Raw genomic sequence first — 19,776 nt, 5'->3', positions numbered from 1 at the left:
CGGCCGCCCTGCCAAGGTCACCGATGCGCGTCCTCCTCGTCCTGGCGCTGCTGTTCGCCGCGGCGTCCGCCGCCGCCGCGGAGGCGCGCGTCGCCGCCGTCGTCGACGGCGACACCCTGGCGCTGGAGGACGGGCGCCGGCTGCGGCTCGCCGGCATCGAGGCGCCGAAGCCGCCGCCGGGGCTGGAGGCCGACCGTCCCTGGCCGCTGGCCGCCGCCGCCGCGACCGCGCTCGGCGAACTCGCCGCCGGCCGGACCCTGCGCCTGCCCGACCACCCGCCGGAGGACCGCCATGGCCGCCTGCTCGCCCAGGCCGAACGGGACGACGGGCTGTGGCTGCAGGGGGAGATGCTGCGCCGCGGCCTCGCCCGGGTGATGACGCGGCCCGACGCCCGCGACCGCGCGGCCGCCATGCTGGCCGTCGAGGCGGCGGCGCGGCAGGCCGGGCGCGGTCTGTGGGGGACGGCCGCCTTCGCCGTGCGGCCGGCCGAGCCGGAGGCGCTGCGCCGCGACCGCCACACCGTGCAGGTGGTGGAAGGGCGGGTCGTCCGGGCCGCCAAGATGCGCGGTCAGGTCTATCTGAACTTCGGCGCGGACTGGCGGAGCGACGTCACCGCGCGCATCGACGGGCCGGCGCTGCGGCTCTTCGCCGAGGCCGGCATGGACCCGCTGGCGCTGCAAGGCGCGGCGGTGCGCGTGCGGGGCTGGATCGGCGACTGGAACGGCCCCATGATCGCCCTCACGCACCCGGAGCAGGTCGAACGGCTGGACGGCGCGAATGCGGCGGCCCCGCCGCCCTCCGCCGGCGGGGCCGCCGTACCCGGGCCCGCCGTACCCGGGCCCGGCGATCCCGCCGCCGGGGAGGACTTCGAAGAGGGAGGAGACGAATGATCCGTGCCGTGATGACGGCGCTGCTGCTGGTCCTGACGCTGCCGGCCGGCGGGTGGGCCGCGGAACCGGCGCTGACCGTGGCGGTCGGCGGCGACGAGCGGACCTTCACCCGGGCGGCCCTGCTGGAGCGGGCCGACGCCACCGACGTGACGGTGCAGGACATCGCCTACGGCCGGGCGATGACCTACCGCGCGGTGCCGCTGGCCCACCTGCTGCCGCGCCACCGCCTGGCGCCGGGCCGCGTCCTGGAGGGGGTGGCGAGCGACGGCTTCGTCGCCCTGCTGCCGGTCGACCTGGTGTTCACCGACGGCGGCGCGGGAGCCGTGCCCTACGTGGCGGTGGAGCCGGCCGACGCCCCGTGGCCGCCGCTGCCGGGCAAGGACGTCTCGGCCGGCCCGTTCTACGTGGTCTGGCTGCGTCCCGCGGCGTCCGGCGTGCGCAGCGAGCACTGGCCCTACCAGCTCGCCCGCATCACCGACGCCGAGGCGCCGGCCGCCCGCTGGCCGGAGCTGGCGGTGGCGGAGTCGCTGCCGGCCGACGATCCCGCGCGGGCGGGGCAGGCGCTGTTCGTCGTCCAGTGCATGAGCTGCCACACCCTCAACGGGGCCGGCGCGGCCACCATGGGCCCCGACCTCAACCGTCCGATGAACCCCACCGAGTACCTGCAGCCGGGCATGCTGCACCGGCTGATCCGCGCCGGCTCGTCGCTGCGCACCTGGCCCGGCCGGCAGATGCCGGACTTCACGCCGGAGATGCTGAGCGACCGGGAGATCGACCTGGTGGTCGCCTATCTCACCCACATGGCCGGCCGCAAGACGGCGCCGTGAGCTCCGGCCGGCGGTCGCCGCGAACGGGGCGGGCGGCGGCGGGCGGGGCGAGGGGCTCGACCAGTTCCATGAGCCCCTTGCCCTTCAGCTCGACCCGGCCGCACGTGCGGACGGGACAGCGGGCCGTCACGCCGCGCCAGGCGTCGCCGCTCACCACCACGGAGTCGGGCGGCGCCCAGGCGGTGATGCGGGCGGCGATGTTCACGGTGTCCCCCCAGAGATCGTAGAGGAACTGCCGGCGGCCGATGACTCCGGCCACCACCGACCCGGCGTGGATGCCGACGCGCGCCTGCCAGTGCGGCATGCAGCGCTTGGTCGCGGCGATCAGGTCGAAGCCGCAGCGCACCGCCGTCAGCACCGGGTCCGGCGTCGGGCTCAGCAGCCCGGCGGTGGCCATGACAGCGTCGCCGATGGTCTTGATCTTCTCCATCCCGTGCACCGCCATGACCACCTCGTAGGCATGGACCACGCGCTGGAGATCGCTCACCACCCGCTCCGGCGGATTGCGGTCGCAATAGCCGGTGAACCCGGCGATGTCGCAGAACAGGACCGCGACCCCGTCGTGGCGGCGCGGCGGAACCACCGTCCGCTCCTTCAGCTCGGCGGCCACCCGGGCCGGCAGGATGGCCCGCAGCAGCTCGTCGGCGCGCCGTTGCTCCGCCTCGACGCGCTCGTGGTGCAGCGCCTCGCGGTCGCGCAGACGCTTCTTCTCCAGGCACGCGGCGATCCGGGCGCGCAGCAGCACGGGGTTGAACGGCTTGGGCAGGCAGTCGTCGGCTCCCAGCTCGATGCAGTGCGCCACGCGGTCGGGCTCCGTCACCCCGGAGATCATGACGACCGGGATGTCGCGCCAGCGCGTGTCCGCCTTGATGCGCGCCAGCACCTCGATGCCGCTCATGTCCGGCATGACGACGTCGAGCAGCACGAGGTCGACGTCCCGCGCCTGGAGGACGGCCAGCGCCCCGGGCCCGTCGGCCGCGCCGGTCGCCCGCACCCAACCCTCGCACCGCAACCGGCGGACCAGGGCGAAACGGCTGCTGTCGTCGTCCTCGACGACCAGGATCAGCGGGGCCTCGTCGGCCATGATGGTGGGATCCTTCTGTCCGCCCTGTCCGCCGCCCGTTCCGCCGCCTTTCGCCGCGCGGGCGGGGCCCGCCGGTCGCCCTGCTCGGCGCTCCCCCGGCGTGCGCGGAGCGGCCCTGCGGCCGGGCCGCAACGTATCATTGCGGGCATCGTGCGCCGGCACTCCAGGCCGCGCAAGGAGAGGCGCAGGTCTTCCGGGTGGCCCGCTCCCCCATCGGAGGGGGTGGGCGTGCCGCCGGGCGGTCTTGCGTGGCCGGCAGCGCCGCGGAGGGCCGGGAACCGCGCGCGGCGGTGCAGGTCGGCCGCTCAGCCTCCGTCCGCGACGGCGGCGACGGGCGGCGCGGGGCGCGATCCGATCAGCGCCCGGATGCGGTCGGCGTCGGCCGGCGTCGCCGGGTTGTAGACGACCATGCCGAGGTCGGGCCGGCCGTCGACGGCGAAGGCCGAGTACTCGAACGCGATCGGCCCGAGGATCGGGTGCCGCAGGCGCTTGACCCCCTCGCCGTAGCTGCGGACGTCGTGGTCGCGCCACATCGCCGCGAACTCCGGGCTGAGTCGGCAGAGCTCGTCGACGAGGGCGCCCGCCGCCGCCTCGGCGCCGGCGCGCGCCGCGTCGGCCCGGAACGCCCCGACCACGAAGCGGGCGACGCTCTCCCAGTCGAACTGGGCGGCGCGGACGCGGGGGTCGCAGAAGACGAGGCGCAGGATGTTGCGTCGCTCGGGCGGGAGCGCCCCGTAGTCGGTCAGCACCGCGGCCGCCGCGCGGTTCCAGGCGACGACGTCCCATGTGACGGTCTTGACGATGGCCGGGCTGGCGTCCAGTGCGTCGAGCACCCGTTGCAGCCGCGGCGTGACGCCCTCGGCCGCCTGGAAACGCATCCCCGGCGGCCGGCCCAGGCCGAGGAGGAAGAGGTGCTCGCGCTCGACGTCCGTCAGCATCAGGGCGCGGGCGATGCGGTCGAGCACGTCGGCCGACGGGGCGCCGCCGCGCCCCTGTTCGAGCCAGGTGTACCAGGTCGGGCTGATGTTGGCGCGCTGGGCCACCTCTTCCCGGCGCAGGCCGGGGGTGCGCCTGCGGCTGCCGGACAGGCCGAAGGCCGCCGGGTCGAGCTTGCTGCGGCGGTCCCTCAGATAGCGTCCCAGCCGGTTGTCGTCCGCCCCCTGCGCCTTCATCCTGTTAGCCGTTATACCCCGATAAGGTCACTACTTTACCAGGATACGGCGCGCGCGGACAGTGGCCTCCGACCACTTTCGGAGAGTTTCCCATGCGTGTCTTCGTCACCGGCGCCACCGGCTTCGTCGGCTCCGCCGTCGTCCGGGATCTGATCGCCGCCGGCCACACGGTGCTCGGTCTCGTCCGCTCCGAGGCCGGAGCGGCGGAGCTGGCGGCGACCGGCGCGGAGGTCCTGCGCGGCTCGCTGGAGGATCTCGACAGCCTGCGCCACGGTGCGGCCGCCGCGGACGGCGTGATCCACACCGCCTTCAACCACGACTTCTCGCGGTTCGCCGAAAGCTGCGCGCTGGACCGCCGCGCCATCGAAACGCTCGGCGCCGCGCTCGCCGGTTCCGACCGTCCCCTCCTCGTCACCTCCGGGGTGGCCGGCCTGACGGCGGGTCGCGCCGCGACCGAAGCGGACGCGCCTCCGGCCCCCTCGGGCACCTATCCCCGCATGTCGGAGGCGGCCGCCGCCGAACTGGCGGACCGTGGCGTGCGCGCCGCGGTCGTCCGCCTGCCGCCCTCCGTCCACGGCCGCGGCGACCACGGCTTCGTTCCGATCCTCATCGGCATCGCCCGGGACAAGGGCGTGTCGGCCTATGTCGGCGACGGCCTCAACCGCTGGGCCGCGGTGCACCGGTTCGACGCCGCCCGCGCCTTCCGGCTGGCCCTCGAGGACGGCGCGGCCGGAGGGCCCTACCACGCCGTCGCCGAGGAGGGCGTGCCGTTCAAGGAGATCGCCGTCCTGATCGGCCGCCGCCTCGGCGTGCCGGCCGTCGCCACGTCCGCGGAGGACGCGGCCGCTCACTTCGGCTGGTTCGCGCACTTCGTGGGTGCCGACCTCGCGGCGGCGAGCGAGCGGACCCGGGCGCGTCTCGGCTGGCAGCCGACGCAGACCGGGCTGCTCGCCGACGTCGAGGAGACGGGCTACTTCGACGCCTGAGCGGGGCGCCGGGGCGGCGACGGGAGGACCTACTTGCCCTTGTCGCCCCGGGTCGGCTCCACGTTCTCCGCCCCCGCGCGGGTGCCGCCGAAGCGGTCGGCGCCGTGGGAGGCCGGCGAGTCCGGCTTGCGGTGGTTGCCGGTGTTCTGCTGGCCCTCGTCGTGCTTCACGTCCTGTTCGGTGTGCGGCTGCTTCATCGCGTCCCCTCCGGTTTCGGGCATCGCCACCCTCAACCGGAGAGACGGGCGGAGGTTGCGGTCAGCCGCGGCGCCGCTCGATGGCGTCCCACAGCAGCACCTCCAGCTGGACGCCGTCCAGCCGGTTGATCTCCTGGATGCCGGTGGGGGAGGTGACGTTGATCTCGGTCATGAAGTCGCCGATGACGTCGATGCCGACGAAGACCAGACCCTGCTCGCGCAGGGTCGGGCCGATGGCGGCGCAGATCTCGCGCTCGCGCGCCGTCAGCTCGGTCTTGCGCGCCGAGCCGCCGGCGTGGAAGTTGGCCCGCGCCTCGCCCTCCTGGGGCATCCGGCTGACCGCCCCGACCGGCTCGCCGTCGACCAGGATGATGCGCTTGTCGCCCTGGCGGATCTCCGGCAGGTACTTCTGGACGATCACCGGCTCGCGGTAGAGCTGGGTGAACAGCTCCAGCAGCGAGCCCAGGTTCTCGTCGTCGGGCTTGAGGTGGAAGACGCCGGCGCCGCCGTTGCCGAACAGCGGCTTGACGATGATGTCCCTGTGCTCGGCGCGGAAGTCGAGGATCGCCTGCTTGTCGCTGGTGATCAGGGTCGGCGGCATCAGGTCGGGGAAGTGGGTGACGAACAGCTTCTCCGGGGCGTTGCGCACCGACTTGGGGTCGTTCAGCACCAGCACCTTGGGCTGGATGTGCTCCAGCATGTGGGTGGCGGTGATGTAGGCCATGTCGAAGGGCGGGTCCTGGCGCATCAGCACCACGTCCATCTCGGTGAGCTCGGCCACCCGCGGCTCGCCGAGCGTGTAGTGGGCGCCGCGCTTGCGCTCCACCGTCATCGCCCGCACCCGGGCGGTCAGCCGGTTGCCGGTCAGCGACAGGTCGCGCGGGTGGTAGTGGAAGAGGCGGTGGCCGCGCCGCTGCGCCTCCAGCGCCATCATGAAGCTGGAATCGGTGTCGATGTTGATGGACTCGATGGGATCCATCTGGAAGGCGACGGCGAGACTCATGGCGGAATGTCTCCGGTGGGGGCCTGTTCGGTTCAATCCAGGCGGTGCTTGAGCTGCTGGATCAGCATCGCCGCCTGATGGAGCTGGCGGTCGTCGTCGGCCAGACCGAGGAAGGTCTCGAGCGCGCCGATGGCGGCCTCCAGGTTGCCCTGGTGCGCCTCCAGCAGGCCCGTCTCGCGCCACAGCGCCGGCTCGTCGGGGGCGAACAGGCGCATGGAGTCCAGCACCTCCAGCGCCTGCGGCACCTCGTTGGCCGAGAGGTGGCGGAGCTTGCGGTTGTTCTGCAGGCGCAGCAGGATGTCGCGGTTGCCGACGGCGGCGTAGTGGCCGGGCTCCAGCTCGGCGGCGTTGCCGGCGCTGGCCTTCAGCAGCTCGCGCAGCTCGACCACGCTGCGCACCCGGCCGTCGTTGAAGGGGTCGAGGATCGCCCGGTCCCCCTCGCAATCCAGGCGCACCAGGAAATGGCCGGGGAAGTTCAGGCCGACCATCGGCCAGCCCTGGGCCCGCCCGGCGTGCAGGTAGAGGATGCCGAGCGCCACCGGCAGGCCGCGCCGGCGGTCGATGACGCGCAGCAGGTTGGCGTTCTGCAGGTCGTCGTAGGTCTCGGTGTCGCCGACGTAGCCGTGCCGCTCCACCAGCACGGCGTGCAGCGCGGCGATGCGGCTCTCCAGTCCGTCGGTGGCGGGATCGAAGCGGTCGGCCATGTCGCGGGCGAGGGCCGCGACGTGACGGCGGTAACGCTCCAGCGGCACCTGCGGACGCTCCAGCGCGCCCAGCGCCAGTGCCGCCTCGGCGAGGTCGATCGCCTCGTCGGGCTGGGAGCCTATGCGGCGCAGGGTCTCGCGGGCGTCGGCGCGGCTGGTCACGGTGTCCTTCTCCTGCGGGTCCCGTCGCCGGGCCCGCATCGTGCAAAACCATGTATGCGGCTGGTGCCGGCCGTCCATCTCGGCGGGCTAGGTCACCCTCCAGGCATCGCGCAGGTGGCGCGGCCAGGACCAAGGGGTAACGAGCATCACGTCGAAGCGCAAGGTCAAGCCGGCGTACTGCGGGTGGGTGGCCAGGTAGGCGTGCGCCGCCCGCGCCAGACGGCCGCGCTGGCGGGCGCTGACCGCCTCGCTGGCGGCGGCCCAGTCGGCGCGCGCCTTGACCTCGACCACCGCCAGCGTGTCGCCGCGCCGGGCGACGATGTCGATCTCGCCGAGCGGCGTGCGCAGCCGCTCGGCGAGGATGCGGTAGCCCTTCAGGCGCAGGCTCAGGCGGCACAGGGCCTCGGCGAAGCGGCCGTAGGCCTCGGTGCGCCGCCGCTCCTCCGTGCCGATCGGGCTCACGACCCGCTTCCCCGCGCCAGTTCCAGGGCCCGGGCGTAGACGGCGCGCCGCGGCCGGCCGGTGCGCACCGCCACCTCGGCGGCGGCGTCGCGCACCGACAGCCGGCCCAGCGCCTCGGCCAGGGCGGCGTCGACGTCCGCCTCCTCCGGCGCGGCGTCGGCGTCCGGCGGACCGACCACCACCACCACCTCGCCGCGCGGCGGGCCGGCGGCGGCGTAATGGGCGGCCAGCTCGGGCAGGGGGCCGCGGCGCACCTCCTCGTAGAGCTTGGTCAGCTCGCGCGCCACCGCCGCCGGCCGCGCACCCAGCAGCTCCGCCATGTCGGCCAGCGACGCCGCCAGCCGGTTCGGCGATTCGAAGAACACCAGCGTCGCCGGAACCGTCCGCAGCTCGCCCAGGGCGGCGCGCCGCCCGGCGCTCTTGCTGGCGAGGAAGCCGGCGAACAGGAACCGGTCGCTCGGCAGGCCCGACAGCACCAGCGCCGTCAAGGGCGCCGACGGGCCGGGCAGGGCGGTCACCGCCACCCCGGCCTCGACGCAGGCGCGCACCAGCTTGTACCCGGGGTCGGAGACCAGCGGCGTGCCGGCGTCGGAGACCAGCGCCAGCGCCTCGCCGGCCTGCATGCGCTCGATCAGCAGCGGACGCATGCGGGCGGCGTTGTGTTCGTGGTAGGAGACGAGCGGCGTGGTGACGCCGTGGATCTGCATCAGCCTGCCCGTCACCCGGGTGTCCTCGCAGGCCACGGCGCCGGCGCGGCGCAGGGTGTCCAGCGCGCGCAGGGTGATGTCGGCGGCGTTGCCGATGGGGGTGGCGACGAGATAAAGGCCGGCCGCGAGTTTACTTGTGGCTCCGCCGTCGCTACCTTCAGCCGGACCGTGGGCGGCGCTGGGCGCCCGACCTGGAGTGGAGACTTTCGGTGGCACGACTGGCGACACCTCTCTCTCGTTCGCGCGGCTTGACGTGCGTCCGCGTCCTGTTCGTGACGGCGGCGCTGGCGCTCGCCGCTTGCGCCCCGACTGTAACGGGGCGGCCGCCGGCCGCACAAGCGCCGCAGCCGGCGCCGGCGGCGGCGCCGGTGGCCCAGCCGGTGAAGGTGGCGCTGCTGCTGCCGCTGTCGGGCCCCAGCGCCAGCATCGGCCAGCCGATGCTGGAGGCCGCCCAGCTCGCCCTGTTCGAGCGCGCCGGCGACCGCTTCGAGCTGCTGCCGCGCGACACCAAGGGCACGCCGCAGGGGGCCGCCGAGGCCGCCCGTTCCGCCGTGTCGGAAGGGGCGCGGCTGATCCTCGGGCCGCTGTTCGCGCAGGAGGTGGCGGCGGTCCGGCCGATCGCCCTCAACGCCGGCGTCGAGGTCGTCGCCTTCACCACCGACTGGACCCAGGGCGGCCCCGGCACCTACGTCATGGGGCTGGTGCCGGCCGACCAGGTGGCGCGGGTGGTCGGCTTCGCGCGCTCGCGCGGGGTCACCCGCGTCGCCGTGCTGGCGCCCAGCGACGCCTACGGCGACGCCGTGGTGAGCGCCCTGCAGGCGGCGGCCGGCCGCACCGGCGCCCAGGTGGTCCAGGCCGAGCGCTACGCGCCGGGGCTCAACGACTTCTCCATCCTCGCCCGCCAGGTCGCCCAGTCGCCCGCCCAGCCGCAGGCGGTGCTGCTCGCCGAGGGCGGCCAGCGGGTCAAGGATCTCGCCGCCGCCCTGCGCGGCGCCGGCGTCGCCGCCCAGCCGCTGCAGTTCCTCGGCACCGGCCTGTGGGACGAACCCGGCATGGGCGGCGAGCCGGCCATGGTCGGCGCCTGGTTCGCCGCCCCCGAACCGGACCAGCGCCGCGACTTCGAGGCGCGCTTCCGCCAGGCCTACGGCAAGGAGCCGCCGCGGCTGGCGACCCTGTCCTACGACGCCACGGCGCTGGCGGCGGTGCTGACGCGGATGGGCGCCTCGCAGCCCTTCTCGCGCTCCACCCTCACCGACGCCAACGGCTTCGGCGGCGTCGACGGCCTGTTCCGCCTGCACCCCACCGGCATCGTCGAGCGCGGCCTGGCGGTGCTGGAGATCACCCCGACCGGCGCCCGCGTCCTCGATCCCGCCCCGCGCAGCTTCGAGGCGCTGGGGCAGTGACCTCCGGCCCGCCGCGTCTGTTGGCGCGCGCGCCCAGTCCCCCCTCCCGGCCTCCCCCCACTGCGCGGGGGGAGGAGAAAGCCCGCCCCCGCGCAGTGGGGGAGGGGGTTGGGTGGGGGACCGAGGCGACGACGTCGCGTCCTACCCAAGCAGCGCTCCCAGGACGGCGTTGAGCCGCTGGCGGCCGGCGGCGGTGGCGCGCAGGGTGGTCGCGTCGAGGTCCAGGAAGCCGGCTTCCACCAGCCGGTCGAGGGCGGCCGCGTCGACCAGCCCTGGCAGGTCGCGCCCGGTCTCCTCGACCAGCCGTGCCCGGGCGACGCCTTCGGCGAGGCGCAGGCCCATCATCAGCAGCTCGGCGCCGCGGTCGGCGACGGCCACCGGCTCCGGCGCATGGGCGCCGTGGCCGTGGCGGGCGACCCGGTCGAGCCACACCTCGGGGGCGCGGTGGGCCCGCGTGGCGACCTTTCCGCCGTCCAGGGTGAGGCGGCCATGGGCGCCGGGACCGACGCCGACATAGTCGCCGTAGCGCCAGTAGGTCAGGTTGTGCCGGCACTCCTCGCCGGGGCGGGCGTGGTTGGAGATCTCGTAGGCGGGCAGGCCGGCGGCGGCCAGGCGCGCCTGCGTCGCCTCGTAGAGGTCGCCGGCGACCTCCTCGTCGGGCAGCACCAGCTCGCCGCGGGCGTGCAGGGGATGGAAGGCCGTCCCCTCCTCGATGGTGAGCTGGTAGAGCGACAGGTGCCCGACGGCGAAGTCGAGGGCGCGGCCCAGCTCCGCCTCCCAGGCGGCGACCCCCTGGCCGGGCCGGGCGTAGATCAGGTCGAAGGAGAAGCGGTCGAAGGTGCGCGCCGCCAGGGCGATCGCCCCGAGCGCCTCGGCGGCGCTGTGGCGGCGGCCCAGCGCCTGCAGCGCCGTGTCGTCCAGCGCCTGGATGCCCAGCGACACCCGGTTCACCCCGGCCGCGCGGAAGGCGCGGAAGCGCCCGGCCTCGACCGAGGTGGGGTTGGCCTCCAGGGTGACCTCCAGCCCCTCGGCCAGCGGCCAGCGGGCGGCGATGCGGTCGAGCACGGCCTGCGCGGTGGCCGGCTCCATCAGCGACGGCGTGCCGCCGCCGAAGAACACCGAGGTGACCCGGCGGCCGGCGGTGGCGCCGGCGTAATGGTCGAGCTCGCGCAGCAGCGCGCCGCGCCAGGCCTGATGGTCGACCCGCTCGCGGACGTGGCTGTTGAAGTCGCAGTACGGGCACTTCGAGAGGCAGAAGGGCCAATGGACGTAGATCCCGAAGCCGGGATCGGGGGTCATCGGAAGCATCGCTCCACAAGCTGGCGGAAGGCGTCGGCCCGGTGGCTGATGCGGTGCTTCTCCGCCGGGTCCATCTCGCCGAAGGTGATGTCGAGCCCGGTCGGTTTGAAGACCGGATCGTAGCCGAAGCCGCGGTCGCCGCGCGGCGGCCACACCAGGGCGCCGTCGACCCGCCCCTCGACCGTCTCGACGTGGCCGTCCGGCCAGGCCAGCGCCAGGGCGCAGACGAAGTGGGCGGAGCGGTCGGCCGTGCCCGCGAGCTCGCCCTCCACCCGCTCCATGGCGGCGCGGAAGTCCTTGGCCGGGCCGGCCCAGCGGGCCGAATAGATGCCGGGCGCGCCGCCCAGCGCGTGGACCGCCAGCCCGCTGTCGTCGGCCAGCGCGACGTGGCCGGCCGCGGCGGCGGCGCGGGCCTTCAGCACGGCGTTGGCGACGAAGCTGTCGCCGGTCTCCTCCGGCTCGGGCAGGCCGACCTCGACGCAGGAGGGGAAGTGCTTCACGTACGGCCCCAGCAGCGCGGCGATCTCGCGGACCTTGCCGGGGTTGTGGCTGGCGATGACCAGCGTGTCGCCGGAGAAACGGCGCGGGGCGGTGTCGGGCATGGCACGCTCACTCCTGTTCGGTGTGTCGCCTGTTCGGTGGTGCCGATCGAGGCGGCCGGTCGGGCCGCCTCCCACGGATCAACCGCCGAGCGCCGCCTTCTGCAGCGCCGTCAGCTCGGCCACGCCCTGGCGGGCGAGCGTCATCAGCGCCTGGAACTCGGCGTCGCTGAAGGGCTTCTCCTCGGCCGTGCCCTGGATCTCGACGATGCCGCCGTTGCCGGTCAGCACGAAGTTGGCGTCGGCCTGGGCGTTGGAGTCCTCGGCGTAGTCGAGGTCGAGCACCGGCGCTCCCTTGAACAGGCCGCAGGAGACGGCGGCGACGCTGTCGGTCAGCGGCATGCGCTTGACCGCGCCGATCTCCATCAGGTGCTGGAAGGCGAGGTGCAGGGCGACGTAGCTGCCGGTGATGGCGGCGGTGCGGGTGCCGCCGTCGGCCTGCAGGACGTCGCAGTCGATCTTGATCTGCACCTCGCCCATGGCGGCGCGGTCGGTGACGGCGCGCAGGGCCCGGCCGATCAGGCGCTGGATCTCCTGGGTGCGGCCGCTCTGCTTGCCGCGCGCCGCCTCGCGGTCGGTGCGGCTGTGGGTGGAGCGCGGCAGCATGCCGTACTCCGCCGTCACCCAGCCGAGCCCGGTGTTCTTCAGGAAGCGCGGCACGCCGTCGTCGACGCTGGCGGTGCACAGCACGTGGGTGTCGCCGAAGCGGACGAGGCAGGAGCCTTCGGCGTACTTGGCGAAGCCGGGCTCCAGGGAGACGGCGCGGAGCTGGTCGGGGGCACGGCCGGAGGGGCGCATCGGAGTCGGTCCAGAGGGGTTGTTGACGGGCCGGCACGCTAGCCGCTCGCGGGGGGCGGCGTCCAGTGGCGCATCGGGCGGGGCGCGCCGCCGGCCGCCCCGGGCTCATTGATTCACCAACGGCTTCTGCCTAAATTTCACCGCGCGCGACGGTCCGCCGCCTTTCGGCGGGCCGGCGGCGCCCCCGTGGACCGGCAGGCACCCATGATCAGCGAGTTGAACCAGCGATCGCGCGACATCTTCCGGCTCATCGTCGACGCCTACGTGGAGTCGGGCGAGCCGGTGGGCTCGCGCACGATCTCGCGGCGGCTCGGCATGAGCCTGTCGCCGGCGACCATCCGCAACGTCATGGCCGACCTCGAGGAGCAGGGGCTGCTCTACGCGCCGCACGCCTCGGCCGGCCGCATCCCCACCGACGCCGGGCTGCGCCTGTTCGTCGACGGGCTGCTGGAGATCGGCTCCCTGCCGGACGAGGAGCGCGAGGCGATCGAGGCCAAGTGCCACGCCGCCGGCCGCTCCCTGCCCGAGGCGCTGGCCGAGGCGTCCTCCATGCTGTCCGGCCTGTCGCGCTGCGCCGGGCTGGTGCTGGCGCCGAAGACCGACCGGCCGCTCAAGCACATCGAGTTCGTCTCGCTCGGTCCCGGCCGCGCCCTGGTGGTGCTGGTGAACGAGGACGGGCTGGTGGAGAACCGGGTCGTCGAGGTGCCCCTGGGGCTGCCGGGCTCGACCCTGCGGATGGCCTCGAACTATCTCACGGCCAAGCTGGTCGGGCGCACCATCGAGGAGGCGCGCCAGGAGGTCCGCACCGAGATCGAGAGCCAGCGCACCGAGCTGGACGAGCTGTCGCGCCGCGTCGTCGAGGCCGGCCTCGCCACCTGGGGCGGCAGCCGCGGCGACGGCCAGCTCATCGTCCGCGGCCAGTCCAAGCTGCTGCAGGACGTCACCGCGCTGTCCGACCTGGAGCGGGTGCGCGCCCTGTTCGAGGCGCTGGAGACCAAGGAGGCGATGCTCCGCCTGCTGGACGCCACCGGCAAGGGCGACGGCGTGCAGATCTTCATCGGCGCGGAGAACGTGCTGTTCGGCCATTCCGGCTGCTCGCTCATCATCGCCCCCTTCCAGAACAGCCGCGAGCGGGTGATCGGCGCCATCGGCGTGATCGGCCCGACCCGCATCAACTACGCCCGCATCATCCCGCTGGTGGACTACACGGCCAAGGTGATCGGCCGCCTCGTCGGCTGACCCCGCCCCCGCCTCCACCGCCGCCCCCGCCGACCGCACAGAGCGAAACCTGACCTTGAGAGACATCATGAGCGACCCCGACAAGAAGCCCACCGACGCCGACACCGCCATCAACGGCCAGCCCGCCGACGCCGTCGGCGGCGAGGCGGCGGCGCCGTCCGCCGAGGCCGGCGCCGCTCCCGCCGCGGACAAGGCCGAAGACCGCGTGGCCAAGCTGGAAGCCGAGGTCGCCGGCCTCAAGGACCAGCTCCTGCGCGCCATGGCCGAGACCGAGAACACCCGCCGCCGCGCCCAGCGCGAGCGCGAGGACGCCTCCAAGTACGCCGTCTCCAGCTTCGCCAAGGAGCTGGTGAGCGTCGCCGACAACCTGCGCCGCGCCCTCGACGCGGTGCCGCCCGAAGGGCGCGAGCACGACGAGATGCTGAAGAGCCTGGCGACCGGCGTCGAGGCGACCGAGCGCCAGCTGCTGGCCGCCTTCGAGCGCGCCGGCATCAAGAAGCTGGACCCCCAGGGCGAGGTCTTCGACCCGAACTTCCACCAGGTGATGTTCGAGATCGAGAACACCGGCAAGCCCGCCGGCACCATCGTCCAGGTGCTGCAGGCCGGCTACACCATCCACGGCCGTCTGCTGCGCGAGGCCATGGTCGGCGTCGCCAAGGCCGGCGCCGAGGAGACCGGCGGCCAGCGCGTCGACACCAAGGCGTAACCGGGGCGGCGTGACCGGGGCGGCCTGAGGGCCGCCCGTCATCCCGCCGCCCGGCGCGGCGGGAACAGGAAGTCCCCGGCCGGGTCGTGCGCCCGGAAGCGGGCGCCGGCGCGGTCGCGGTCGGCCACCGCGTAGCAGTAGACGCAGCCGTGCGGGCAGGTGTCGTAGTCGCCGAGGTCGCGGCTCCGGGCGCACAGGCAGCCGGGGCGGTTGCCCCGCGTCGGGGCGGCGACGGGGCGGCCGGCGACGTCGGCCAGCCGCGCGGCGTCGATGCAGCGCGCCGGCCCGACACCGGCGGGCCCGACAGCGGCGGGCCCGGGTCCGGCGAGCAGGTCGGGCTGGCTGCACAGGGTCAGCGCCATGCCGTGCTCGGCCGCCAGCCCGGCGAGGTCGGCCAGCAGCGCGCGCTTCTCCGTCGCGTCGGGATCGCGCCAGGAAAAGCCGTGCTCGCCGGCGGCGCGGTCGAGGTTGCGCGCGGTCTTGCGGTAGGGTTGCAGGAACGACACGACGACCTCGTCGCACGTCCCGGCGAGCGCCCCCGCCAGCCGGGCGAAGGTGGCCCGGTGCCAGTCCGGCGGGGTCAGCGTCGTCGTGACCACGGGGTCGTAGCGCCAGACCGCCGCCCGCCGGCCGTGGCGCCGGCGCAGGGCGTGGACCTGCGCCACGGCGGTCTCCCAGGCGACGACCGAACGTTCCAGCGGGCGGGGCAGGGCGGTGATGCTGTGCTGCACCACGTAGGGCAGGCCGAGCCCCTCCACCGCGTCGAGGGCGGGACGGAAGGGGGCGAGGTTGCGCGTCCAGAACACGAAGCCGTCGACCGCCGCCGGGGTGAGGTCGACCCGGGCCGGCGGGCCGCCGTAGGGGTTGGCGACCCGCGCGTAGCCGGCGGCGAGGCGGTTGAGGAACCAGCGGCCGTAGAAGGCCGGGATGTCGGTGCGGTAGCTGGCGGAGACGATCATCGGCCGGACCGGAACGGACCAGGACAGGGAAAGGCATGATATGGAGACGGACCGGAGCTGGCGCAGCGTCGAATGGGAAGGGCGGGTGCGCTTCCGCATCCCGCCGGACTGGATCGCCCTGACGGAGCGGGCGGAAGGGCACGACGTCGCCGTGTTCCGGCCGGCGGCGGACGCCGGCGAGCTGCGGGTGCTGGTGGACGAGCGCGCGCCGCGGGCCGGCGGCACGGCGGCGGCCCTGCTGCACGAGATGACGATGCGCTTCGTGCGGCCCGACGACGCCCGCGTCGGCGACCGCACGGTGGAGCGGCGCGCCGACGGCGCCACCCTGGCCATGGCGGTGCTGGTGGCCGAGGAGGACGGCCGGGCCGAGACCCACTATCTCTGGCTGGTCGGGGCCGAACGGGAGGGAAGCGTCCGGGTGGCGATGTTCAGCTTCGCCTTGCCGGCGGCGTGCGACGGGCGGGCACCCTACGTCGACACCCTGGCGGCGCTGGACGCGGCGGTCCGGGCGGCGGACCTGCTGGCCGACGCCGTGTAGGGCGTCGTGTGGGGCCGCCTCAGCAGTGGCCGACCCCGCCGGCGAAGTAGCGCTCGAACGGCGGCGCCTTGGCGTCGCCGAGCGCCGCCTCCTCCGCCGCCAGGGCGGCCAGGCCGATGAAGCGCGCCAGGTCGTCCAGCTCGCTCTTGGCGGCGTCGTCCTTCAGGCTGTCCAGGCAGGACTTGATGGCAAGCGCCACGCCGCGCCGATCTTCCTTCATCGTGGTCACCCTATGAAGCGGTTGCTCGTCATGAAGAGGTTGCTCGTCGATCGGTTCCCGTCGGTCCCGCCGCGCCAGTCCGGGCCAAGGCCCGCCACCGGATGCATCGAAGCATATACCATGCTGCGGAGCTCTTTTCACCACGAGATTCTTGCCGACAGCAGTAAAGACCGGCGATCATAAGTCACTGATGCGGCAGAGCAACATCGAGCACTGTTAACGAAAAGTTAAGGGGGGATGAGAATTCCGATTTTTGATCGCCGCTACTGTGGCGAGACGCCGCGCCATCATACGCGTGTGTGAATACCCGGATATATACCGCGCATCTCTTCGTGTGCTCTCGCCTCTCCTGCAAGGCGAACCCCGGCGTCCGGCAAGCGCCGTGGGACGTCCGCGGCGGAGGCGGCGCGCGCCCGGCATGCGGCGCGGCGCGGCGACGGGGCGTTGCACGCGCTACCCGACCTGCCTATATCTCCCGCGAGCCGTCACAGTTCACCCGAACCGTTCCATCGAACCCCACCCAACGAACCCCATGGGGACCCGGGCGGTGCCGGTCGGAAGGGCCGCCCCGGATCTGCCGGAAACCAGAGGTTAGACATGAGCAAAGTCATTGGCATCGACCTCGGCACCACCAACTCCTGCGTCGCCGTCATGGAGGGCAGCAGCGCCAAGGTGATCGAGAACGCCGAGGGAGCGCGCACCACGCCGTCGATGGTCGCCTTCGCCCAGAACGGCGAGCGGCTGGTCGGCCAGCCGGCCAAGCGCCAGGCGGTCACCAACCCCGAGAACACGTTCTTCGCGATCAAGCGCCTGATCGGCCGCCGCTACAACGATCCGCTGACCGAGAAGGACAAGGGGCTCGTTCCCTACAAGATCATCGCCGGCGACAACGGCGACGCCTGGGTGGAGTCGTTCGACAAGAAGTACAGCCCGAGCCAGATCAGCGCCTTCATCCTCGGCAAGATGAAGGAGACGGCCGAGAGCTATCTCGGCGAGAAGGTGACCCAGGCGGTCATCACCGTGCCGGCCTACTTCAACGACGCCCAGCGCCAGGCCACCAAGGACGCCGGCAAGATCGCCGGGCTCGAGGTGCTGCGCATCATCAACGAGCCGACGGCCGCCGCGCTGGCCTACGGCCTGGAGAAGAAGGGCAGCGGCACCATCGCCGTGTACGACCTGGGCGGCGGCACCTTCGACGTCTCCATCCTGGAGATCGGCGACGGCGTGTTCGAGGTGAAGTCGACCAACGGCGACACCTTCCTCGGCGGCGAGGACTTCGACGCCCGCGTCATCGAGTACCTGGCCGACGAGTTCAAGAAGGAGCAGGGCATCGACCTGCGCAAGGACCGTCTCGCCCTGCAGCGCCTGAAGGAGGCGGCGGAGAAGGCGAAGATCGAGCTCAGCTCGTCGATGCAGACGGAAGTCAACCTGCCCTTCATCACCGCCGACCAGTCCGGCCCGAAGCACCTCAACATCAAGCTGACCCGCGCCAAGCTCGAGGCGCTGGTCGACGACCTGATCCAGCGCACCATGGGCCCCTGCCAGGCGGCGCTCAAGGACGCCGGCCTGAAGGCCAGCGAGGTCGACGAGGTGATCCTGGTCGGCGGCATGACCCGCATGCCCAAGGTCTTCGACGCGGTGAAGCAGTTCTTCGGCCGTGAGCCGCACCGCGGCGTCAACCCGGACGAGGTGGTCGCCATCGGCGCCGCCATCCAGGGCGGCGTGCTGAAGGGCGAGGTGAAGGACGTCCTGCTGCTCGACGTGACCCCGCTCAGCCTCGGCATCGAGACCTTGGGCGGCGTGTTCACCCGGCTGATCGACCGCAACACGACGATCCCGACCAAGAAGAGCCAGGTGTTCTCGACCGCCGAGGACAGCCAGACCGCCGTCACCATCCGCGTCTTCCAGGGCGAGCGCGAGATGGCGGCCGACAACAAGCTGCTCGGCCAGTTCGATCTGGTCGGCATCCCGTCGGCGCCGCGCGGCGTGCCGCAGATCGAGGTGACCTTCGACATCGACGCCAACGGCATCGTCAACGTCGGCGCCAAGGACAAGGCCACCGGCAAGGAGCAGCAGATCCGCATCCAGGCCTCCGGCGGTCTGTCCGACGCCGACATCCAGAAGATGGTGAAGGACGCCGAGGCGCACGCCGAGGAGGACAAGAAGCGGCGCGAGATGGTCGACGCCCGCAACCACGCCGACGCCCTGATCCACACCACCGAGCGGACCATCAAGGAAGGCGGCGACAAGATCCCGGCCGCCGACCGCGAGGCGGCGGAGAAGGCGGTGGCCGAGCTGAAGACCGCCATGGAGGGCGACGACCCGGCGGCCGTCAAGGCCAAGACCGACGCCCTGGCCCAGGCCTCCATGCGCCTCGGCGAGGCGATGTACAAGGCCGGCGAGGGCCAGGCGGCCGCCGCCGGCGGCGGCGAGGCGGCCGGCGGCGGTGCCGGCGGCCAAGCCGAGCCGGGCGTGGTCGACGCCGACTTCGAAGAGGTCGACGACGACAAGAAGAAGTCGGCGTAACGTCACGCCGGCCCGACCGGGTCCGTGCTACACCCCGTCCGCCCGCGCCTGCCGCGCGGGCGGACGGGGAGCGGCCGGCGGGGCCGCCCCCATCGGCCGTTGACAGAGGCGAGGCGTTCGAAGCCCCATGGCGAAACAGGATTATTACGAACTGCTCGGCGTGGCCAAGACCGCCAGCCCGGACGAGATCAAGAAGGCCTACCGCAAGCTGGCGATGCAGCACCACCCCGACCGCAATCCGGGGAACGCGGAGGCCGAGCATAAGTTCAAGGACATCAACGAGGCCTACGACGTCCTGAAGGACGAGCAGAAGCGCGCCGCCTACGACCGCTTCGGCCATGCCGCCTTCGACGGCGGCCGCGGGCCGGGCGGCGGCGCCGGCGGCGGCTTCGGCGGCTTCGACTTCGGCGGCGGCGGCTTCGCCGACATCTTCGACGAGATGTTCGGGGAGTTCATGGGCGGCCGGCGCGGCGGCGGCGGCGGCGCCTCGGGCCGCGGCCAGGACCTGCGCTTCAACCTCGAGATCACGCTGGAGGAGGCCTTCAAGGGCTCCCAGTCCACCGTGCGCGTCCCCACCTCGGTGGTGTGCGACTCCTGCAACGGCTCGGGCGCCGCGGCCGGCACCCAGCCGATCACCTGCCCGACCTGCGCCGGCCACGGCAAGGTGCGCGCCCAGCAGGGCTTCTTCACCATCGAGCGCACCTGCCCGGCCTGCCACGGCCAGGGCCGCATCATCAAGGACGCCTGCAAGGGCTGCGGCGGCGCCGGCCGGCAGCGCAAGGAGAAGACGCTCCAGGTCAACATCCCGGCGGGCGTCGAGGACGGCACGCGCATCCGCCTCGCCGGCGAGGGCGAGGCGGGCCTGCGCGGCGCCCCGCCGGGCGACCTCTACATCTTCCTGGCCGTGGCGCCGCACCCGCTGTTCCAGCGCGACGGCGCCAACATCCACTGCCGGGTGCCCATCCCCATGGTGACGGCGACCCTGGGCGGCACCGTCGATGTGCCGACCATCGACGGGACGCGGGCCAAGATCTCGGTGCCCTCCGGCACCCAGACCGGCCACCAGTTCCGCCTCAAGGGCAAGGGCATGTCGGTGCTGCGCAGCCCGCACCGCGGCGACATGTACATCCAGGCGGTGGTGGAGACGCCGGTCAACCTGACCAAGCGCCAGACCGAGCTGCTGCGCGAGTTCGAGAAGGCCGGCAACGAGGGCAGCCATCCCCAGTCCGAAGGCTTCTTCGCCAAGGTGAAGGAGCTGTGGGAGGACCTGAAGGAGTAGGGCGGCCGCTGCGGCG

21 protein-coding genes are annotated in these 19,776 nt (G+C 73.5%); 9 read left to right on the top strand and 12 right to left on the bottom strand.

The window, feature by feature from the left end; translation table 11 throughout:
- Window positions 1–23: 23 nt before the first annotated feature.
- Both ACSBPG_RS00765 and ACSBPG_RS00760 read left to right on the top strand, forming a co-directional pair.
- Window positions 24–890 carry a thermonuclease family protein gene (locus ACSBPG_RS00765; protein WP_435535177.1) on the top strand — a complete coding sequence of 289 codons (867 nt, stop codon included), beginning with the start codon at window positions 24–26 and terminating at the stop codon, window positions 888–890.
- Window positions 887–1,717 (top strand): c-type cytochrome, encoded by an 831-nt coding sequence (locus ACSBPG_RS00760; protein ID WP_435535176.1) that lies wholly within the window; start codon window positions 887–889, stop codon window positions 1,715–1,717. The genes ACSBPG_RS00765 and ACSBPG_RS00760 overlap by 4 nt, the downstream gene beginning before the upstream one ends.
- Here ACSBPG_RS00760 and ACSBPG_RS00755 read toward each other — a convergent pair.
- The gene (locus ACSBPG_RS00755) at window positions 1,683–2,801 is read right to left on the bottom strand and encodes an adenylate/guanylate cyclase domain-containing protein (RefSeq protein WP_435535175.1); all 1,119 of its coding nucleotides are present in this window, start codon (window positions 2,799–2,801) and stop codon (window positions 1,683–1,685) included. The two genes, ACSBPG_RS00760 and ACSBPG_RS00755, sit on opposite strands and share 35 nt — an antisense overlap.
- A gap of 305 nt (window positions 2,802–3,106) precedes the next feature.
- Complete coding sequence (locus ACSBPG_RS00750; RefSeq protein WP_435535174.1) at window positions 3,107–3,973, bottom strand: helix-turn-helix transcriptional regulator; 867 nt, start codon at window positions 3,971–3,973, stop codon at window positions 3,107–3,109.
- 92 nt (window positions 3,974–4,065) lie between these two features.
- On the opposite strand from ACSBPG_RS00750, the gene ACSBPG_RS00745 reads away from it, so the two are divergent.
- Window positions 4,066–4,959: an SDR family oxidoreductase gene (locus ACSBPG_RS00745; RefSeq protein WP_435535173.1), complete on the top strand. Its 894-nt coding sequence runs from the start codon at window positions 4,066–4,068 to the stop codon at window positions 4,957–4,959.
- A 29-nt stretch (window positions 4,960–4,988) separates the two neighbouring features.
- Here the strand turns inward: ACSBPG_RS00745 and ACSBPG_RS00740 are convergent, their stop codons facing one another.
- From ACSBPG_RS00740 to rsmI, 5 genes are all read right to left on the bottom strand, one after another.
- Window positions 4,989–5,156, bottom strand: coding sequence for a hypothetical protein (locus tag ACSBPG_RS00740; protein WP_435535172.1), 168 nt, complete (start codon window positions 5,154–5,156; stop codon window positions 4,989–4,991).
- A gap of 61 nt (window positions 5,157–5,217) precedes the next feature.
- Window positions 5,218–6,159 (bottom strand): glutathione synthase, encoded by a 942-nt coding sequence (gene gshB, locus ACSBPG_RS00735; protein ID WP_435535171.1) that lies wholly within the window; start codon window positions 6,157–6,159, stop codon window positions 5,218–5,220.
- 32 nt (window positions 6,160–6,191) lie between these two features.
- Window positions 6,192–7,025, bottom strand: coding sequence for a SirB1 family protein (locus tag ACSBPG_RS00730; protein ID WP_435535170.1), 834 nt, complete (start codon window positions 7,023–7,025; stop codon window positions 6,192–6,194).
- Between the two features lie 87 nt (window positions 7,026–7,112).
- A complete protein-coding gene (locus tag ACSBPG_RS00725) occupies window positions 7,113–7,487 on the bottom strand; it encodes a YraN family protein (protein WP_435535169.1) in 375 nt (124 codons plus the stop codon).
- Window positions 7,484–8,410, bottom strand: coding sequence for a 16S rRNA (cytidine(1402)-2'-O)-methyltransferase (gene rsmI, locus ACSBPG_RS00720; RefSeq protein ID WP_435535168.1), 927 nt, complete (start codon window positions 8,408–8,410; stop codon window positions 7,484–7,486). Before rsmI ends, ACSBPG_RS00725 begins: the two co-directional genes overlap by 4 nt.
- A 32-nt stretch (window positions 8,411–8,442) precedes the next feature.
- Here rsmI and ACSBPG_RS00715 point away from each other — a divergent pair, with 32 nt between their 5' ends.
- Window positions 8,443–9,597, top strand: a complete 1,155-nt coding sequence (locus ACSBPG_RS00715) for a penicillin-binding protein activator (protein WP_435535167.1) — start codon at window positions 8,443–8,445, stop codon at window positions 9,595–9,597.
- Between the two features lie 141 nt (window positions 9,598–9,738).
- Here ACSBPG_RS00715 and hemW read toward each other — a convergent pair whose 3' ends face one another.
- From hemW to rph, 3 genes are all read right to left on the bottom strand, one after another.
- Window positions 9,739–10,896 (bottom strand): radical SAM family heme chaperone HemW, encoded by a 1,158-nt coding sequence (gene hemW / locus ACSBPG_RS00710; RefSeq protein WP_435535166.1) that lies wholly within the window; start codon window positions 10,894–10,896, stop codon window positions 9,739–9,741.
- Complete coding sequence (gene rdgB / locus ACSBPG_RS00705; protein WP_435535165.1) at window positions 10,893–11,498, bottom strand: RdgB/HAM1 family non-canonical purine NTP pyrophosphatase; 606 nt, start codon at window positions 11,496–11,498, stop codon at window positions 10,893–10,895. The genes hemW and rdgB overlap by 4 nt, the downstream gene beginning before the upstream one ends.
- Before the next feature lie 78 nt (window positions 11,499–11,576).
- The gene (gene rph, locus ACSBPG_RS00700; RefSeq protein WP_435535164.1) at window positions 11,577–12,293 is read right to left on the bottom strand and encodes a ribonuclease PH; all 717 of its coding nucleotides are present in this window, start codon (window positions 12,291–12,293) and stop codon (window positions 11,577–11,579) included.
- A 204-nt stretch (window positions 12,294–12,497) separates the two neighbouring features.
- Between rph and hrcA the strand changes: the two genes are divergently transcribed.
- Entirely contained in the window at window positions 12,498–13,532 is a 1,035-nt protein-coding gene (gene hrcA, locus ACSBPG_RS00695; protein ID WP_435535163.1) for a heat-inducible transcriptional repressor HrcA, read from the top strand.
- Window positions 13,533–13,599: 67 nt separating this feature from the next.
- Window positions 13,600–14,238 carry a nucleotide exchange factor GrpE gene (gene grpE / locus ACSBPG_RS00690; protein WP_435535162.1) on the top strand — a complete coding sequence of 213 codons (639 nt, stop codon included), beginning with the start codon at window positions 13,600–13,602 and terminating at the stop codon, window positions 14,236–14,238.
- Window positions 14,239–14,276: 38 nt separating this feature from the next.
- Here the strand turns inward: grpE and ACSBPG_RS00685 are convergent, their stop codons facing one another.
- The gene (locus tag ACSBPG_RS00685; protein ID WP_435535161.1) at window positions 14,277–15,197 is read right to left on the bottom strand and encodes a DUF1848 domain-containing protein; all 921 of its coding nucleotides are present in this window, start codon (window positions 15,195–15,197) and stop codon (window positions 14,277–14,279) included.
- 40 nt (window positions 15,198–15,237) lie between these two features.
- Here ACSBPG_RS00685 and ACSBPG_RS00680 point away from each other — a divergent pair, with 40 nt between their 5' ends.
- Window positions 15,238–15,735, top strand: coding sequence for a hypothetical protein (locus ACSBPG_RS00680; protein ID WP_435535160.1), 498 nt, complete (start codon window positions 15,238–15,240; stop codon window positions 15,733–15,735).
- Between the two features lie 19 nt (window positions 15,736–15,754).
- On the opposite strand, the gene ACSBPG_RS00675 is transcribed toward ACSBPG_RS00680, so the two are convergent.
- The gene (locus tag ACSBPG_RS00675; RefSeq protein WP_435535159.1) at window positions 15,755–15,955 is read right to left on the bottom strand and encodes a hypothetical protein; all 201 of its coding nucleotides are present in this window, start codon (window positions 15,953–15,955) and stop codon (window positions 15,755–15,757) included.
- Window positions 15,956–16,552: 597 nt separating this feature from the next.
- On the opposite strand from ACSBPG_RS00675, the gene dnaK reads away from it, so the two are divergent.
- The gene (gene dnaK / locus ACSBPG_RS00670) at window positions 16,553–18,481 is read left to right on the top strand and encodes a molecular chaperone DnaK (RefSeq protein ID WP_435535158.1); all 1,929 of its coding nucleotides are present in this window, start codon (window positions 16,553–16,555) and stop codon (window positions 18,479–18,481) included.
- Between the two features lie 127 nt (window positions 18,482–18,608).
- On the top strand, window positions 18,609–19,760 hold the full coding sequence (gene dnaJ / locus ACSBPG_RS00665) for a molecular chaperone DnaJ (protein WP_435535157.1): 1,152 nt from the start codon (window positions 18,609–18,611) through the stop codon (window positions 19,758–19,760).
- Window positions 19,761–19,776: the final 16 nt, after the last annotated feature.

This window comes from Azospirillum sp. ST 5-10 (assembly GCF_051225715.1).
Taxonomy (GTDB): domain Bacteria; phylum Pseudomonadota; class Alphaproteobacteria; order Azospirillales; family Azospirillaceae; genus Azospirillum.
This window is presented reverse-complemented; position numbering and strand designations above follow the sequence as displayed.

Excerpts from the sequence above, each read along its gene's own strand:
- ACSBPG_RS00765 (WP_435535177.1), top strand. The coding sequence starts at position 24 with ATGCGCGTCCTCCTCGTCCTGGCGCTGCTGTTCGCCGCGGCGTCCGCC.
- ACSBPG_RS00760 (WP_435535176.1), top strand. The coding sequence starts at position 887 with ATGATCCGTGCCGTGATGACGGCGCTGCTGCTGGTCCTGACGCTGCCG.
- ACSBPG_RS00755 (WP_435535175.1), bottom strand. The coding sequence starts at position 2,801 with ATGGCCGACGAGGCCCCGCTGATCCTGGTCGTCGAGGACGACGACAGC.
- ACSBPG_RS00750 (WP_435535174.1), bottom strand. The coding sequence starts at position 3,973 with ATGAAGGCGCAGGGGGCGGACGACAACCGGCTGGGACGCTATCTGAGG.
- ACSBPG_RS00745 (WP_435535173.1), top strand. The coding sequence starts at position 4,066 with ATGCGTGTCTTCGTCACCGGCGCCACCGGCTTCGTCGGCTCCGCCGTC.
- ACSBPG_RS00740 (WP_435535172.1), bottom strand. The coding sequence starts at position 5,156 with ATGAAGCAGCCGCACACCGAACAGGACGTGAAGCACGACGAGGGCCAG.
- gshB (WP_435535171.1), bottom strand. The coding sequence starts at position 6,159 with ATGAGTCTCGCCGTCGCCTTCCAGATGGATCCCATCGAGTCCATCAAC.
- hemW (WP_435535166.1), bottom strand. The coding sequence starts at position 10,896 with ATGACCCCCGATCCCGGCTTCGGGATCTACGTCCATTGGCCCTTCTGC.
- rdgB (WP_435535165.1), bottom strand. The coding sequence starts at position 11,498 with ATGCCCGACACCGCCCCGCGCCGTTTCTCCGGCGACACGCTGGTCATC.
- rph (WP_435535164.1), bottom strand. The coding sequence starts at position 12,293 with ATGCGCCCCTCCGGCCGTGCCCCCGACCAGCTCCGCGCCGTCTCCCTG.
- hrcA (WP_435535163.1), top strand. The coding sequence starts at position 12,498 with ATGATCAGCGAGTTGAACCAGCGATCGCGCGACATCTTCCGGCTCATC.
- grpE (WP_435535162.1), top strand. The coding sequence starts at position 13,600 with ATGAGCGACCCCGACAAGAAGCCCACCGACGCCGACACCGCCATCAAC.
- ACSBPG_RS00685 (WP_435535161.1), bottom strand. The coding sequence starts at position 15,197 with ATGATCGTCTCCGCCAGCTACCGCACCGACATCCCGGCCTTCTACGGC.
- ACSBPG_RS00680 (WP_435535160.1), top strand. The coding sequence starts at position 15,238 with ATGGAGACGGACCGGAGCTGGCGCAGCGTCGAATGGGAAGGGCGGGTG.
- ACSBPG_RS00675 (WP_435535159.1), bottom strand. The coding sequence starts at position 15,955 with ATGAAGGAAGATCGGCGCGGCGTGGCGCTTGCCATCAAGTCCTGCCTG.
- dnaK (WP_435535158.1), top strand. The coding sequence starts at position 16,553 with ATGAGCAAAGTCATTGGCATCGACCTCGGCACCACCAACTCCTGCGTC.
- dnaJ (WP_435535157.1), top strand. The coding sequence starts at position 18,609 with ATGGCGAAACAGGATTATTACGAACTGCTCGGCGTGGCCAAGACCGCC.